We start from the raw sequence: 15619 nt of genomic DNA, 5'->3' as shown, positions 1-15619 counted from the left end.
CGTCGACTCGCCGGGGTCCAGGGGCGGAGCCCCTGGTTACGGGGAGGGGCGGGGAGGGGAAGGGTCCGCCGGTCTCGCCGCGGCAGCGCGGTAGGGGGTGCCCGGGGCTCCACCCCAGATCCGAGGGTCAGGGGCGGAGCCCTGCCACGCGGCGGAGCCGCATATCGACGCTGCGGGAAGGGGCGGGGGAGGGGAAAGGTCCGCCGGCCCCGCCGCGGCAGAGCGCTCGGGGGGCGCCGGGCACCTCGTAGGCGGGGCGTCCGGCGGGCAGCCCGGGGGCGGGGCGGTCGGGGCTAAGCAGGTCGGAGGAAGTCCGCTACGGTTCGGGCAGCGCCCCGAAGGGGCGCGGGGCTGTGTCGATGTGCGGCTCCGCCGCGTGGGCGCGACCAGCCACGACGGCGCCGCAGTCGGCCGACGACCCATCGCGACATTTCCAGCGGAGCGGTTAGGCGCCCATCGGGTGCCAGACCGTTTTTGTCTCCAGGAAGGTGAGGAGGCGGGCGGTGCCGGGGTCGGCCGGCCAGTCCACAGGTTGTGGGCGCAGGACGCGCTTGAGGTTGTCCGCGGCGGACTTTTCCAGCTCGGTCGCGAGTTCCGCATCCGCGCCCGCGAGGTCGATCGCGTTGACGTCCTGGTGCGCGGCGAGCGGGGCGGCGAGCTCCGCCGTGCGGCCGGACAGGACGTTGACCACGCCGCCGGGGAGGTCGGAGGTGGCCAGGACCTCGGCCAGGGAGAGGGCGGGCAGGGGGGCGGCCTCGGCGGCGACGACCACCGTCGTGTTCCCGGTGACGATCGCCGGGGCGATCACCGACACCAGGCCCAGGAACGACGAGTCCTGGGGCGCGAGGAGCGCGACCACGCCGGTCGGTTCGGGGGTGGACAGGTTGAAGTACGGCCCGGCCACGGGGTTGGCGGACCCGGCGATCTGAGCCGTCTTGTCGGACCAGCCCGCGTACCAGACCCAGCGGTCGATCGCCGCGTCGACCTGGAGGGCCGCCTTGGACTTCGACAGGCCCTCGGCGTCGGCGACCTCGCGGACGAACTGGCCGCGGCGGCTCTCCAGCATCTCGGCGACGCGGTAGAGGATCTGGCCCCGGTTGTAGGCGGTGGCACCCGACCAGCCGCCGAACGCCTTGCGCGCGGCGACGACCGCGTCCCGGGCGTCCTTGCGGGAGGCCAGCGGGGCGTTGGCCAGCCATGTGCCCTTTGCGTCGGTCACCTCGTACACCCGCCCGCTCTCCGAGCGTGGGAACTTGCCGCCCACGAACAGCTTGTACGTCTTCAGGACCGAGAGTCGTTCAGACATCGAGGTATGCCTCCAGGCCGTGGCGACCGCCTTCACGGCCGTATCCGGACTCCTTGTAGCCGCCGAACGGGGAGGCCGGGTCGAACTTGTTGAAGGTGTTGGACCACACCACACCCGCCCGGAGCTTGTTCGCCATCCACAGGATGCGCGAGCCCTTCTCCGTCCAGATGCCCGCCGACAGCCCGTACGGCGTGTTGTTGGCCTTGGCCACGGCTTCTTCGGGGGTGCGGAAGGTGAGCACCGAGAGCACCGGGCCGAAGATCTCCTCGCGGGCGATCCGGTGGGCCTGGGTGACGCCGGTGAAGAGGGTGGGCGCGAACCAGTAGCCGGAGCTGGGCAGTTCGCACCGCGGGGCCCAGCGCTCGGCGCCCTCGGCCTCGCCCGCGTCGGCCAGGGCGCGGATCCGGGCCAGCTGCTCGGCGGAGTTGATGGCGCCGATGTCGGTGTTCTTGTCCAGCGGATCGCCGACGCGCAGGGTGCTCATCCGGCGCTTGAGCGCGTCGAGCAGCTCGTCCTGGACGGACTCCTGGACCAGGAGGCGGGAGCCCGCGCAGCAGACATGGCCCTGGTTGAAGAAGATGCCGCCGACGATGCCCTCGACCGCCTGGTCGATGGGGGCGTCGTCGAAGACGATGTTCGCGGCCTTGCCCCCGAGTTCGAGGGTGACCTTCTTCCTCGTACCGGCCACCGTACGGGCGATGGCCTTGCCGACCTCGGTCGAGCCGGTGAAGGCCACCTTGTCGATGCCGGGGTGGGCGACCAGCTCGGCGCCGGTCGAGCCGTCGCCGGTGACGATGTTCACCACGCCCTTGGGCAGCCCCGCCTGACGGCAGATGTCCGCGAAGAACAGGGCGCTCAGCGGGGTCGTCTCGGCGGGCTTCAACACCACCGTGTTGCCGCAGGCCAGCGCCGGGGCGATCTTCCAGGCCAGCATCAGGAGGGGGAAGTTCCAGGGGATGATCTGGCCGGCGACGCCCAGGGGCTTCGGATCCGGCCCGTAGCCCGCGTACGCCAGCTTGTCGGCCCAGCCCGCGTAGTAGAAGAAGTGGGCCGCGACCAGGGGCAGATCGGCGTCGCGCGACTCACGGATCGGCTTGCCGTTGTCCAGCGACTCCAGGACGGCCAGCTCGCGGGAGCGCTCCTGGACGATCCGCGCGATGCGGAAGAGGTACTTGGCGCGCTCGGAGCCGGGGAGCGCGGACCAGGTCTCGAACGCCTTACGGGCGGCCTTGACGGCACGGTCCACGTCCTCGACGCCCGCCTGGGCGACCTCGGAGAGGACCTCCTCGGAGGAGGGGGACAGGGTCTTGAAGACCTTGCCGTCGCCCGCCTCGGCGAACTCCCCGTCGATGAACATGCCGTAGGACGGGGCGATGTCGACGACCGCGCGGGACTCGGGCGCGGGTGCGTACTCGAAAACTGGCATGGCGTATCAGTCCACCGTCACGTAGTCGGGACCGGAGTACCGGCCGGTGCTCAGCTTCTGGCGCTGCATGAGCAGATCGCCCAGCAGGCTGGAGGCCCCGAAGCGGAACCACTCCGGGGAAAGCCACTCGTCGCCCAGCGTCTCGTTGACCATCACCAGGTACTTGATCGCGTCCTTGGAGGTGCGGATGCCGCCCGCGGGTTTCACGCCCACCTGTACGCCGGTGGTGGCGCGGAAGTCGCGGACCGCCTCCAGCAGGACGAGGGTGACGGGCGGCGTCGCGTTGACGGCCACCTTGCCGGTGGAGGTCTTGATGAAGTCCGCGCCCGCGAGCATCGCCAGCCAGGAGGCGCGGCGGACGTTGTCGTACGTCTGGAGCTCACCGGTCTCGAAGATGACCTTGAGGTGGGCCGCGGTGCCGTCCTCGCGGGCGCACGCCTCCTTCACCTGCCGGATCTCCTCGAACACCTCGAGGTAGCGGCCGGAGAGGAAGGCGCCGCGGTCGATCACCATGTCGATCTCGTCCGCCCCGGCGGCGACCGCGTCCCGGGTGTCCGCCAGCTTGACCGGCAGCGAGGCCCGGCCGGAGGGGAAGGCGGTGGCGACGGCGGCCACATGGATTCCGCTGCCGGTCAGGGCCTCCTTGGCGGTGGCCACCATGTCGCCGTAGACGCAGATCGCGGCGACCTTCGGGGCGGTGCGGTCGGTGGGGTCGGGGTGGATCCCCTTGGCGCAGAGCGCCCGGACCTTGCCCGGGGTGTCGGCACCCTCGAGGGTCGTCAGGTCGATCATCGAGATCGCCAGGTCGATGGCGTACGCCTTCGCCGTGGTCTTGATCGAGCGGGTGCCGAGGGCCGCGGCACGGGCCTGTAGGCCGACCGCGTCGACGCCCGGCAGGCCGTGCAGGAAGCGGCGCAGTGCGCCGTCACTGGCGGTCACGTCCGCCATTGACGCGAGTCGCTCCGCGGCCTCTTTGCCGTATGCGGGAACTGTGGTGGGCATGGTCACCAGATGAGCATATCTACGCGCGTAGTCGGATGTCACCCCCGGGCCCGGAATCGACCGGCGGCCGAGGGCGGGCGACCCCGGGTCTCCCCTGGGCGCCCCCGTCCCCCGAGTGTGGTGCACAATCGGGCGCATGACGAGCCCGGACGACGACTCCAACCCCGCTGCCTCCAGCTCCGCTTCCTCCTCCGCCTCCTCCGATGCCGAGACCGAGACCTTCTCGGACCGGATCTACCGCTCCCCGAGCGGTATCGCGGGCGGAGTGCTGCTGCTCGGGCTCAGCGGCTGGCTGGGCATCGACGCGATGATCCGGGGCGAGGGCCGGACGCCGTGGCTGGCGCTGGCCGGGCTGCTCTTCGCGGTGCCGGTGGTGATCGCCTTCACGGTGCGCCCGGCGGTGTACGCGGGCCAGGACCGGCTGCTCGTCCGCAACCCGTTCCGTACGATCACGCTGCCCTGGGCCTCGGTCGAGGGGCTGCGCGCCGGGTACACCAGCGAGGTGCTCGCGGGCGGGGCCACCTACCAGCTGTGGGCGATCCCGGTCTCGCTGCGCCAGCGCAAGCGGTCCGCCCGGCAGCAGGCCAGGGCGGCCTCCGAGGACCCCTTCGGCAATACCTCCGCCCATGTCGCGGCGAACAAGCCCGACGAGGACCGCCGGGCCCCCTCCGACGCGGCCATCGGCGACCTGCGCGAGATGGCCGAGCTCAACGCCCAGCGCGGGGGCGCCCAGGGGGCGCCGGAGGTGCGCTGGGCGTTCGAGGTCATCGCTCCGACGCTGGCGGGCGCGGTGCTGTTGGGTGTCATGCTGGCGATCGGCTGAGAGCGGGCCGGCGGTTCAGCTACCTCAGCCGGATCTGAGCCCGCTCCGGCGCCGTCACCGATCGCCGTGGGCGACGGCGACGGGCTCGGCGGCCGATCCGCCCGCGCCCGCGTCCGCGGCTTCCGGGGGCTGGATTCCCGCCGCCACCGAAAGGTCCGTCTTCAGCGCGGCCAGCACGGTGTCCGCCGTGGCGCGGGCCGGGGTGAGGGAGTCGGCGGCGGGGACGTCGACGACCACCTCCAGGTAGCACTTCAGCTTCGGCTCGGTGCCGCTGGGCCGGACGACCACGCGGGCGCCGCGGACGTTCCCCTTCCCGGCGAGCTGATAGCGCAGGCCGTCCGTCGGGGGCAGGGTGTCCGTGCCCCGCGTCAGGTCCTCCGCCGAGGTCACGGCGAGCCCCGCGAGCTCGGTGGGCGGCTGTTCGCGCAGCCGCTTCATCGCGGTGCCGATCACGGAGAGGTCGGTGACCCGGACGGACAGCTGGTCGGTGGCGTGCAGCCCGTGGGCCACCGCGATGTCGTCCAGCAGATCGGCGAGGGTTCGGCCCTGCTCCTTGAGCTCGGACGTCAGCTCGGCCACGAGCAGCGCGGCCGTGATGCCGTCCTTGTCGCGTACGCCCTCCGGATCCACGCAGTAGCCGAGCGCCTCCTCGTACGCGTAGCGCAGCCCGTCCACCCGGGCCAGCCACTTGAAGCCGGTCAGCGTCTCGGCGTACGGCAGCCCCGCGTCCTCCGCGATCCGGGACAGGAGCGACGAGGAGACGATCGTGGTCGCGAACGCGCCGCGGGCGCGCTTGTGGACGAGATGGGTGGCGAGCAGCGCGCCGACCTCGTCCCCGCGCAGCATCCGCCAGCTCGCGGCGTCCGTGGGCGCCGTGGGGTTCGTGATCGTGGGCACGGCGACGGCGCAGCGATCGGCGTCCGGGTCATTGGCGATGATGATGTCCGGCGCGACCCTGCGGGCCGTCGCGAAGGCCAGGTCCATCGCCCCCGGCTCCTCCGGGTTGGGGAACGCGACGGTCGGGAACGCCGGATCGGGCTCGGCCTGCTCGGGCACGACCGCGGGCTCGGGGAACCCGGCGCGGGCGAACGCCGCGGTGAGGGTCTCCCGGCCGACGCCGTGCAGCGGGGTGTAGACGACGCGGGCGTTCCGGGGCGAACCCGCGGTGAGAACGGCGTCGGTCCGCGCGAGGTACGCCTCCAGGACGTCGTCGCCCAGCGTCTCCCAGCCGGTCTCGGGCCTGGGCACATCGTCCAGGCTGCGGATCGCCGCGATCTCGGCCGCGATCTCGGCGTCGGCGGGCGGCACGATCTGGGAGCCGTCGCCGAGGTAGACCTTGTAGCCGTTGTCGCGCGGCGGGTTGTGGCTCGCGGTGACCTCGACTCCGGCGATCGCGCCGAGGTGGCGGATGGCGAAGGCGAGGACGGGCGTGGGCAGGGGGCGGGGCAGTACGGCGGCCCGGAAGCCCGCGCCGGTCATGACGGCGGCGGTGTCGCGGGCGAACTCGGCACTCTTGTAGCGGGCGTCGTACCCGACGACGACGAGACCTCGCCCGTGCGGACCGTCCTGGTCGTAATGCGTGCGCAAATACGCGGCGAGCCCGGCGGCGGCCCGGATGACGACGGCGCGGTTCATCCGCATGGGCCCGGCCCCGAGCTCACCCCGGAGACCGGCGGTACCGAACTGCAACGTGCCGGAGAACCGCTCGGCGATCGCGTCGACGGCATCGTCCTGAAGCAGTTTCCCGAGCTCATCCCGCGTCTCGGGATCGGGATCCTCGGCAAGCCATGCGCGAGCCTGGGCGATGAGATCGGGCTCCGTGGCCATGGGGGGCCTCCTGGGGGGTGGTCGTATGGGTCGTGCGGTGTGCGGGTGCGAGGTTGCGGTGGTGGTTGCGGGTGCGGGTGCGGTGGTGGTTGCTGGGGTGCGCGGTGGGTCCGTGGTCGGGTCCGGGGACGGGGCCTCCGGGGCGGGGCTCTGGACCGTATATTTACGGCGCCATTGGCCGGGAACTTGCGTGGGCCGGGAATTGGCGCCACAAATACACGTAAGCGTCCAGAACCCCGCCCCTCCGACCCCGCCCCCTCCCGAGCGTCGGCGACCGCCCCCCCGGTGACACGATCCCCGGCTGGTTCCGGACCCGTCCGGGGCCGGGTGCGCCACCGTCCCTCGCACCTCGTCGGCATCCGTGCCCGGTCCGTGTCCGAACCCGTCCGGGTGTGCCCTGAGCCTCATCGGCGACCGTGCCCGCTAGGGCGAGCCACCGATGGCCTCGGCGGCGGGGAGTCACCGTCGGACGGTAGGGGCGGTGGGACTGCCACCCGGCGAGCCGGAGTCGGACCAGCGGCTCGTGCCACTCGCGGACAGCCGCGAGACGGCGGGAGGGGACGACGGTGGCGCCCACTCGTCCCGGATCTGGCCCCGGCGACCGCCGGAGTCGGAGAAGCGGCTTGGGGCCACCGGCGGGTGGGCGCTGATCCGGGCGGGCCGGAACCGGACCGGAGGCTGTGCCACCGGCGGGTAGCCGCGGGACGGCGGGAGGGGGTGGGGTCGGAGGGGTGGTGTCCTGGACGCTTACGTGTATTTGTGGCGCCAATTCCCGGCCCACGCAAGTTCCCGGCCAATGGCGCCGTAAATATACGGTCCAGGGCGCCGCCCCGGAGGCCCCGCCCCCGGCACCCACCACACAACCGACCGCGCACCCCGGCCCGTCCCGCGTCCCCGGTCCGCCCGTCCCACGTCCCCGCCACGCCCCGCCGCGCCCCGCGCCCCGCGCATCGCTGTTCAGTTAGCCAAGGGGTGAGTACCCGCGCAGGGCGCCGTGACGCCGCCTCCGCGGATCAGAGGCGGTCCAGGACCTGGGCCAGCAGGCTGCCCATGCGGGAAGCGGAGTCGCGGCCCGCCTGGAGGACCTCCTCGTGGTTGAGGGGCTCTCCCGTCATACCGGCCGCCAGGTTCGTCACCAGGGAGATCCCGAGCACCTCCGCGCCCGCCTCGCGCGCCGCGATGGCCTCCAGGGTCGTGGACATGCCCACCAGGTCGGCCCCTATCGTGCGGGCCATGTTGATCTCCGCAGGAGTCTCGTAGTGCGGCCCGGGGAACTGGGCGTAGACGCCCTCCTCCAGGGTCGGGTCGACCTGCTGGCACAGGGCGCGCAGCCGCGGCGAGTACAGGTCGGTGAGGTCGACGAAGTTGGCGCCCACGATCGGCGAGGTGGCCGTGAGGTTGATGTGGTCGCTGATCAGTACCGGCTGGCCGGGGCGCATGCCCTCGCGGAGGCCGCCGCAGCCGTTGGTGAGGATGATGGTCTTGCAGCCCGCGGCCACGGCGGTGCGTACGCCGTGTGCGACGGCGGCGACACCACGCCCCTCGTAGTAGTGCGTACGGCCGAGGAAGACCAGCGCCCGCTTGTCGTTGATCCGGTACGACCGGATCCGGCCCGCGTGGCCCGCGACGGCGGGCGGCGGGAAGCCGGGCAGCTCGGTGACGGGGAACTCGTGCTCGGGCGCCCCGAGTGCGTCGGTGGCGGGGACCCAGCCGGAGCCCAGGACCAGCGCGACGTCGTGGGTTTCCGCGCCGGTCAGCTCGCGCAGGCGGGTGGCGGCGGCGTCGGCGGCGGCGTGCGGATCGCCCTGGTTGTCCCAAGAAACTGATGCGTTCACGCGCACGAGGGTAGCCGGTAACTGCCTACGCGCGTAGACGGAGTCCGCCGAGATGTTCGGATCGTTGCATTGCCGCAAGGCTCACGGCCGGTTCCAGCAGGGTCGACTCACCCAAGGACCCGGCCGGGTCACGTTGCCCCGGACCCACCGGGCCAAGCGGGTCAACCGGAAACACCGGACTCAGCAGGGACGCTTCCGCAGCTCCATCACATAGTCGTGCGGCGCCCCCGCCGACTCCGCCGCGTCCGCGATCTCGCCCAGGTAGCGGGCCGAGGGCAGCCCGCCCTCGTAGCCGTTGAGGACGTAGAGCCAGGCGGCCTCGTCGCCGTCCAGCGTGTGGACGCGGATCCGCATCCGGCGGTAGATGTCGAGGCCGACGCCCTCCCAGCGGTCCATGGAGTCCTCGTCCATGGGCGCGATGTCGTAGAGGGCGACGAAGACCTGGGAGCGCGGGGCCTCCACGATCGTGGGGAGGGCGCCCTCCCAGCCCATCTGCTCGCCGCCGAAGGTGAGGCGCCAGCCGTTCAGCCAGCCCGTTCCGCGCAGCGGGGAGTGTGGTGCGCGGCGGGACATCAGCCGCGCGTCGAGGTTGCCGGCGTACGCGGCGTAGAGCGACATGGGTCTGAGGGTACGGGAGTGGGGTGGAACGGCCTCCGGGGTGGGAGCTTTGGCGGAAGGTTCGGCGAGAGGTTTCGTACGGCGGTCGCCCGCGCGAAGCCCCCCGGGCTGAAGGCATTCGAACCGGTGCGGGACAATGGAGCATGTGACTCGGATCGTGATCATTGGTGGCGGACCCGGCGGCTATGAGGCGGCGCTGGTCGCCGCGCAGCTCGGCGCGGAGGTGACCGTCGTCGACTGCGACGGTCTGGGCGGGGCGTCGGTGCTCACCGACTGCGTGCCGTCGAAGACGTTGATCGCCACCGCCGAGGTGATGACGACGTTCGACTCCTCCTACGAGGAGCTGGGGATCATCGTCGCCGACGACACCCCACCGCTGGAGCAGGCGGCCCGGGTGGTCGGCGTGGATCTGGGCAAGGTCAACCGCCGGGTGAAGCGGCTCGCGCTCGCCCAGTCGCACGACATCACGGCCTCGGTCACCCGGGCCGGCGGCCGGGTCATGCGCGGCCGCGCGCGGGTGGAGCCGCAGCAGTCGCTGGACGGCGCGCGGCGGGTGATCGTACGGGCCGCGGACGGCAGTGAGCAGACGCTGGTGGCGGACGCGGTGCTGCTGGCGACGGGCGCCCATCCGAGGGAGATCCCGGACGCGAAGCCGGACGGCGAGCGGATCCTGAACTGGACGCAGGTGTACGACCTGGACGAGCTCCCGCAGGAGCTGATCGTGGTCGGCTCCGGTGTCACGGGTGCGGAGTTCGCGGGTGCCTATCAGGCGCTGGGGTCGAAGGTCACGCTGGTCTCCAGCCGGGACCGGGTGCTGCCGGGCGAGGACCCGGACGCGGCCGCGGTGCTGGAGGACGTCTTCCGGCGCCGGGGGATGAACGTGATGTCCCGATCGCGGGCGCAGGCCGCCAAGCGGGTCGGGGACCGGGTGGAGGTCACGCTCTCGGACGGGCGGGTCATCTCGGGCACCCACTGTCTGATGGCGGTCGGCTCGATCCCGAACACGGCGGACATCGGCCTGGAGGAGGCCGGGGTCAAGCTCGCGGAGTCGGGGCACATCCTGACCGACAAGGTGTCCCGGACGAGCGCGCCGGGGATCTACGCGGCCGGTGACTGCACCGGCGTGCTGGCGCTGGCGTCGGTGGCGGCGATGCAGGGCCGGATCGCGATGTACCACTTCCTCGGGGACGCGGTGACCCCGCTGAACCTGAAGACGGTCTCGGCGAACGTCTTCACCGACCCCGAGATCGCCACGGTCGGCTACTCGCAGGCGGACGTGGACGGCGGGAAGATCGACGCCCGGGTGGTGAAGCTGCCGCTGCTGCGCAATCCGCGGGCGAAGATGCAGGGCATCCGGGACGGCTTCGTGAAGATCTTCTGCCGTCCGGGCACCGGTATCGTGGTCGGCGGTGTGGTGGTCGCGCCGCGGGCGAGCGAGCTGATCCACCCCATCTCGCTGGCGGTGGACAACAATCTGACGGTGGAGCAGATCGCCAAAGCCTTCACGGTCTACCCCTCGCTGTCCGGTTCGATCGCCGAGGTGGCCCGGCAGTTGCACACCCGGAAGACTCAGGAAGGGTCATAGACTCGGTCCTTATAGCACTTGGCGTCTTCATGGATGTCCAACTTCTGCTAATTGGTGCAAGCTGCTGAAAACAGACGGTCGTTGGCGTTACTGTCAGTTTCGTGTTCGCTGCAGAACGTCGCCAATTGATCCTTGAAATGGTGCGTGCGAACGGAGCGGTGTCGCTCCGGGAGCTCGCCCGCGTCGTCCAGACCTCCGAAGTGACCGTCCGGCGTGATGTGCGGGCACTGGAGGCAGAAGGACTGCTCGACCGTCGGCACGGCGGTGCGGTGCTGCCGGGCGGATTCACCAGGGAGTCCGGCTTCCCGCAGAAATCCCATCTAGCGACCGCGGAGAAGACGGCCATCGCCGATCTCGCGGCCGGTTTCGTCGAGGAGGGCGAGGCCGTCGTCGTCGGCGCCGGAACCACCACCCAGGAGCTGGCCCGCCGGCTCGCGCGGGTTCCGGGGCTGACCGTGGTCACCAATTCCCTGCTGGTCGCGCAGGCGTTGGCGCATGCCAACCGGGTCGAGGTCGTGATGACCGGCGGCACCCTGCGCGGCTCCAACTACGCCCTGGTCGGCAGCGGCGCCGAGCAGTCCCTCCAGGGGCTGCGGGTCTCGCGCGCCTTCCTGTCCGGCAGCGGGCTGACCGCCGAGCGCGGCCTGTCCACCTCCAACATGCTCTCGGCCAGCGTCGACCGGGCGCTGGTCCAGGCTGCGGCGGAGGTGGTCGTGCTCGCCGACCATACGAAGCTGGGCTCCGACACCATGTTCCAGACGGTGCCCACCGATGTGATCACCCGGCTGGTGACCGATGAGCCGCCCGCCCATGACGACCGTGCCCTGACCGAGCTCCAGGCCCTCGCGGACCAGGGGGTTCAGATCGCCGTGGCCGGGCCGGGCGCGGGGTCCGGCCCGGCCGGGAGTGGGGAGGGCGGCGGTTCGGCGGGGCGGCAGTCGGGGCGGCTTGGCCCGTCCCAGGGCCGTGGTGGCGGCGAGGAGGGGCTGCCGCTGCCGGGGCCGCGCCGGAACCACCCCCATGCGCAGGGTGGGCCCGGTTCCGCCCAGCTGCGTACGGCGGTGCCGTTGGCGGAGCAGCCGGGGCGGGTGGCGGATCTGGCGCCGCGCCGCCGCTAGCGGCTGGCCGTCGGGTCGTGACGCCTGCGGCGGGCTGCTCCCCTCCCCGCCCCTTCCCGAAACTGGGGCTCCGCCCCAGACCCCGCTCCTCAAGCGCCGGAGGGGCTGGAAGGTGGGGCTTCGTCCCAGGCCCCTGGGTCCAGGGGCGGAGCCCCTGCCGCGTGGCGGAGGCGCATAGCCGTGCCGCGGGACGGGGCGGGGAGGGGAAGGCGTGCGGTTCCGGCGTGTGGTTCGCCGGGCACCCGGTAGCCCCCGTAGCGAGTCGTCGCCGATGGGGGTTAGCGGGCCTTGAGGCCCGTGAAGGCCAGTGCCAGCAGTCGGTCGGCCAACTCCGGGTCGTCCGGCGACTGCTCCACGGCCAGTGCGATCGCGTTCGTGAGCTGCATCAGATCGGCGATGACCACATCGGACCGTACGGCACCGCTCTGCTGGGCGCGGGCGAGCAGTTCGCTGCCCGCCTCGCGCAGCGGCAGACCGCAGCCGCGGGACAGCTCCGAGGTCTCGTCGCTCGAGCACGCCATCAGGGCCTGGGACAGGCCGCGGTACGTGCTCGCGTGGTCCACGATCGCGCGCAGCCAGTCGATCATCGCCTGACACGGCCGCGGCGCCTGGGCCAGCTCCCGCGACCGCTCCAGCAGGGCGCATATCTCGCCCTGGAAGACCGCGCCCATCAGCGCGGTGCGGTTGGGGAAGTGGCGATAGAGCGTGCCGATGCCGACGCCCGCGCGGCGTGCGATGTCCTCCAGCGAAGCGTCGGTACCGTGCTGGGTGAAGGCCGTGCGCGCCTCGGCCAGCAGCCGCTCGTAGTTGCGGCGCGCGTCGGCGCGCATGGGGCGCGGTGGCGTCTGCGCCGTGGCTGTCTCGATCGCCATCGCGGTCCTCCCTGCCGTGCCTGCCCGTGAGTCAAGCATGCCATTTCGTGACCGGAGGCACGCCCTGGCCAGGCAACGCGGGTGCCGGAGGCGGCATCAAACAGGGCGACGGCACCGTGCGTTGCGGTGCGCCGGAGTGGAAGAACAATGGGACTGACCAGTCGATCACTCGAGTATGTGATGATCGCCCTCGCCGTGGTGTGCGCGGGGCTGACGCTCTGGCTGTGGCCGCGCTTCGCGGGCCGGGGCGTACGGGCCTGGGCGGGGCGGCTGGCCGCCCTCGCCGTGACCCAGTGCGCGATCGTGGCCGCCCTGGCCCTCGCGGTGAACAGCACCTTCCAGTTCTACGGGTCCTGGGGCGAACTGCTGGGCGAGGACGATGCGGCACCGGCGGCCCTGTCCCATGTGCAGGGCGGCGCCGCGGGGCCGGTCGGGGAGTCGGGCGGTCTGGTGCGGCCCGCCCCGCCGCAGGGGCTGAACACGGTGCACGGACTGCCGAGCGGGCCGCCCGCCGAGGCGGGCAAGGTCGAGTCGGTGCGGATCCTGGGCCGCCGCAGCCAGGTGGCCAACCCGGCGTATGTCTATCTGCCGCCGCAGTACTTCCAGCGCCAGTACGCCCGGCAGCGCTTCCCCGTGATCGTGGCGATCAGCGGCTATCCCGGCGGATCCTTCCTGCTCGCCCAGCATCTGCGGCTGCCGCAGACCGCGGGCGGGCTGATCCGCACCGGGGCGCTTCAGCCGGCGGTCATCGTGATGGTGCGGCCCACCATCGCCCCGCCCCGCGACACCGAGTGCGTGGACGTCCCCGGCGGCCCCCAGGCCGAGACCTACTTCGCCCGGGACCTGCCGGAGGCGCTGCGGGCGCACTACCGGATCGGCCATGACCCCAGCGCCTGGGGTGTGCTGGGCTATTCGTCCGGTGGCACCTGCGCCCTTCAGCTGACCCTGCGTCATCCCCGCGTCTACAGCGCGGCCGCGGCCCTGTCGCCCGACTACCGCGTGGTCAACGACCCCACCACCGGTGACCTCTTCGGCCGGGGCCCGGCGGGCGAGCGCAGGAAGCGGGAGCACGATGTGCTGTGGCGGCTGCGCCATCTGCCCCAGCCGCAGGTGTCGGTGCTGGTGGCCTCCAGCCGCCGGGGCGAGCCCGACTACGGCGCCACCCGCGACTTCCTGGCCGCGGTCCGGCCGCCGATGAGCGCGCAGTCGATCATCCTGGACCGGGGCAGCCACAACTTCCGCACCTGGCGCCGCGAGCTGCCCACCGCTCTGCGGTGGATGAACGGTCAGCTGACCTTCCCGCAGGACGTGGTGCACAGCCGCTGAGCGGGCCGTACGCGACGACGGCGGGCCCCGGCCGGATGATTCCGGCCGGGGCCCGCCGTCATGGGGTTTGTGGTGGGGAGGTCAGCCCTCGGCCTGCCCGTCAGTCCTCGATCTCCCCGTCAGTCCTCGATCTCTCCGTCAGTCCTTGATCTCGCAGATGACCGCGCCCGAGGTGAGGGAGGCGCCGACCTCGGCGGCCAGGCCCTTGACGGTGCCCGCGCGGTGGGCGTTGATGGGCTGCTCCATCTTCATGGCCTCCAGGACCACGACGAGGTCGCCCTCGGCCACGGTGTCACCCTCACCCACGGCGACCTTGACGATGGTGCCCTGCATCGGGGAGGCCAGGGCGTCGCCGGAGGCGGCGGAGCCGGACTTCTTGACCGCCTTGCGCTTCGGCTTCTTCGAGCCGCCCGCGGGGGCGGTGGCCACGCCCAGGGAGGCGGGCAGCGAGACCTCGAGCCGCTTGCCGCCGACCTCGACCACGACCGTCTCGCGGGCGGTGGGCTCCTCGGCCTCGTCCGCGCCGGTCGGGGTGAACGGGGCGATGGTGTTGTTGAACTCGGTCTCGATCCAGCGGGTGTGGATGGTGAACGGCTCGCTGGTGAACGCCGGGTCCTTCACCACCGCCTGGTGGAACGGGATCGCGGTGGCCATGCCTTCGACCTGGAACTCGGCCAGGGCGCGGGCCGCCCGCTGGAGGGCCTGCTTCCGCGTGGCGCCGGTGACGATCAGCTTGGCCAGCAGCGAGTCCCACGCGGGGCCGATGACGCTGCCGGACTCCACGCCCGCGTCCAGCCGGACACCGGGCCCGGCGGGCGGCACGAAGGAGGTCACCGTGCCCGGGGCGGGCAGGAAGTTCCGGCCCGGGTCCTCACCGTTGATCCGGAACTCGAAGGAGTGGCCGCGCACCTGCGGGTCGTCGTAGCCGATGGCCTCGCCGTCCGCGATACGGAACATCTCGCGGACCAGGTCGATGCCGGTGACCTCTTCGGTGACCGGGTGCTCCACCTGGAGCCGGGTGTTGACCTCCAGGAAGGAGATCGTGCCGTCGTTGCCGACGAGGAACTCGACGGTGCCCGCGCCGACGTACCCGGCCTCCTTGAGGATGGCCTTCGACGCCCGGTACAGCTCCGCGTTCTGCTCTTCCGTCAGGAACGGCGCGGGGGCCTCTTCGACGAGTTTCTGGTGGCGGCGCTGGAGGGAGCAGTCGCGGGTGGAGACGACGACCACGTTGCCGTGGGTGTCGGCCAGGCACTGGGTCTCCACGTGCCGGGGCTTGTCGAGGTAGCGCTCGACGAAGCATTCGCCGCGTCCGAAGGCGGCCACGGCCTCGCGGACGGCGGAGTCGTAGAGCTCGGGGACCTCTTCCATCGTGCGGGCGACCTTCAGACCGCGGCCGCCACCGCCGAAGGCGGCCTTGATGGCGATCGGGAGACCGTGCTCCTCGGCGAAGGCCACGACCTCCTCCGCCCCGGAGACGGGGTCGGGGGTCCCGGCGACCAGCGGGGCACCCGCGCGCTGGGCGATGTGCCTCGCCGCCACCTTGTCGCCCAGGTCGCGGATGGCGTGCGGCGGGGGGCCGATCCAGGTCAGGCCGGCGTCCAGGACGGCCTGGGCGAAGTCGGCGTTCTCGGAGAGGAATCCGTAGCCGGGGTGGACGGCGTCGGCGCCGGACTCGGCGGCCGCGGCCAGGACCTTGGCCTGGTCGAGATAGCTGGCCGCCGGGGTGTCACCACCCAGCGCATAGGCCTCGTCGGCCGCGCGCACATGCACAGCGTCCCGGTCCGGATCGGCGTATACGGCTACGCTCGCGATCCCGGCATCCCGGCAGGCACGGGCAACACGGACAGCGATCTCGCCACGGTTGGCGATGAGCACCTT

Annotated in this window: 12 protein-coding genes; 4 read left to right on the top strand and 8 right to left on the bottom strand. The window is 72.2% G+C overall.

The window, feature by feature from the left end:
- Positions 1-445: 445 nt before the first annotated feature.
- Genes ACT2CW_RS00060 through deoC form a run of 3 tightly spaced genes read right to left on the bottom strand, consistent with a single transcriptional unit; the run spans position 446 to position 3734 of the window.
- Positions 446-1306, bottom strand: a complete 861-nt coding sequence (locus tag ACT2CW_RS00060) for an aldehyde dehydrogenase family protein (RefSeq protein WP_445515071.1) — start codon at positions 1304-1306, stop codon at positions 446-448.
- A complete protein-coding gene (locus ACT2CW_RS00055; protein ID WP_445515070.1) occupies positions 1299-2732 on the bottom strand; it encodes an aldehyde dehydrogenase family protein in 1434 nt (477 codons plus the stop codon). The genes ACT2CW_RS00060 and ACT2CW_RS00055 overlap by 8 nt, the downstream gene beginning before the upstream one ends.
- Positions 2733-2738: 6 nt before the next feature.
- The gene (gene deoC, locus ACT2CW_RS00050) at positions 2739-3734 is read right to left on the bottom strand and encodes a deoxyribose-phosphate aldolase (protein WP_445515069.1); all 996 of its coding nucleotides are present in this window, start codon (positions 3732-3734) and stop codon (positions 2739-2741) included.
- A gap of 136 nt (positions 3735-3870) precedes the next feature.
- Between deoC and ACT2CW_RS00045 the strand changes: the two genes are divergently transcribed.
- Positions 3871-4557, top strand: coding sequence for a PH domain-containing protein (locus ACT2CW_RS00045; protein WP_445515068.1), 687 nt, complete (start codon positions 3871-3873; stop codon positions 4555-4557).
- 54 nt (positions 4558-4611) lie between these two features.
- Here ACT2CW_RS00045 and ACT2CW_RS00040 read toward each other — a convergent pair whose 3' ends face one another.
- From ACT2CW_RS00040 to ACT2CW_RS00030, 3 genes are all read right to left on the bottom strand, one after another.
- On the bottom strand, positions 4612-6384 hold the full coding sequence (locus ACT2CW_RS00040) for a phospho-sugar mutase (RefSeq protein ID WP_445515067.1): 1773 nt from the start codon (positions 6382-6384) through the stop codon (positions 4612-4614).
- Positions 6385-7397: 1013 nt separating this feature from the next.
- Entirely contained in the window at positions 7398-8225 is an 828-nt protein-coding gene (locus ACT2CW_RS00035; protein WP_372455311.1) for a purine-nucleoside phosphorylase, read from the bottom strand.
- Between the two features lie 174 nt (positions 8226-8399).
- Complete coding sequence (locus tag ACT2CW_RS00030) at positions 8400-8837, bottom strand: gamma-glutamylcyclotransferase (RefSeq protein ID WP_020870716.1); 438 nt, start codon at positions 8835-8837, stop codon at positions 8400-8402.
- A 136-nt stretch (positions 8838-8973) separates the two neighbouring features.
- On the opposite strand from ACT2CW_RS00030, the gene ACT2CW_RS00025 reads away from it, so the two are divergent.
- Both ACT2CW_RS00025 and ACT2CW_RS00020 read left to right on the top strand, forming a co-directional pair.
- Positions 8974-10422, top strand: a complete 1449-nt coding sequence (locus tag ACT2CW_RS00025; RefSeq protein WP_164431113.1) for an NAD(P)H-quinone dehydrogenase — start codon at positions 8974-8976, stop codon at positions 10420-10422.
- Between the two features lie 137 nt (positions 10423-10559).
- Positions 10560-11540 carry a DeoR/GlpR family DNA-binding transcription regulator gene (locus ACT2CW_RS00020; protein WP_445515066.1) on the top strand — a complete coding sequence of 327 codons (981 nt, stop codon included), beginning with the start codon at positions 10560-10562 and terminating at the stop codon, positions 11538-11540.
- Positions 11541-11818: 278 nt separating this feature from the next.
- Here the strand turns inward: ACT2CW_RS00020 and ACT2CW_RS00015 are convergent, their stop codons facing one another.
- Positions 11819-12412: a TetR/AcrR family transcriptional regulator gene (locus tag ACT2CW_RS00015; RefSeq protein ID WP_164431110.1), complete on the bottom strand. Its 594-nt coding sequence runs from the start codon at positions 12410-12412 to the stop codon at positions 11819-11821.
- Between the two features lie 147 nt (positions 12413-12559).
- On the opposite strand from ACT2CW_RS00015, the gene ACT2CW_RS00010 reads away from it, so the two are divergent.
- The gene (locus tag ACT2CW_RS00010; protein WP_445515065.1) at positions 12560-13738 is read left to right on the top strand and encodes an alpha/beta hydrolase; all 1179 of its coding nucleotides are present in this window, start codon (positions 12560-12562) and stop codon (positions 13736-13738) included.
- Between the two features lie 138 nt (positions 13739-13876).
- Here the strand turns inward: ACT2CW_RS00010 and ACT2CW_RS00005 are convergent.
- Positions 13877-15619 (bottom strand): acetyl/propionyl/methylcrotonyl-CoA carboxylase subunit alpha (locus tag ACT2CW_RS00005; protein ID WP_445515064.1); only part of this gene is annotated, 1743 nt, incomplete at its 5' end.

The organism is Streptomyces sp. NEAU-174 (assembly GCF_052665095.1).
Note: the sequence above shows the minus strand (reverse complement) of the source record. Positions and strands in the feature narration are given on the sequence as shown.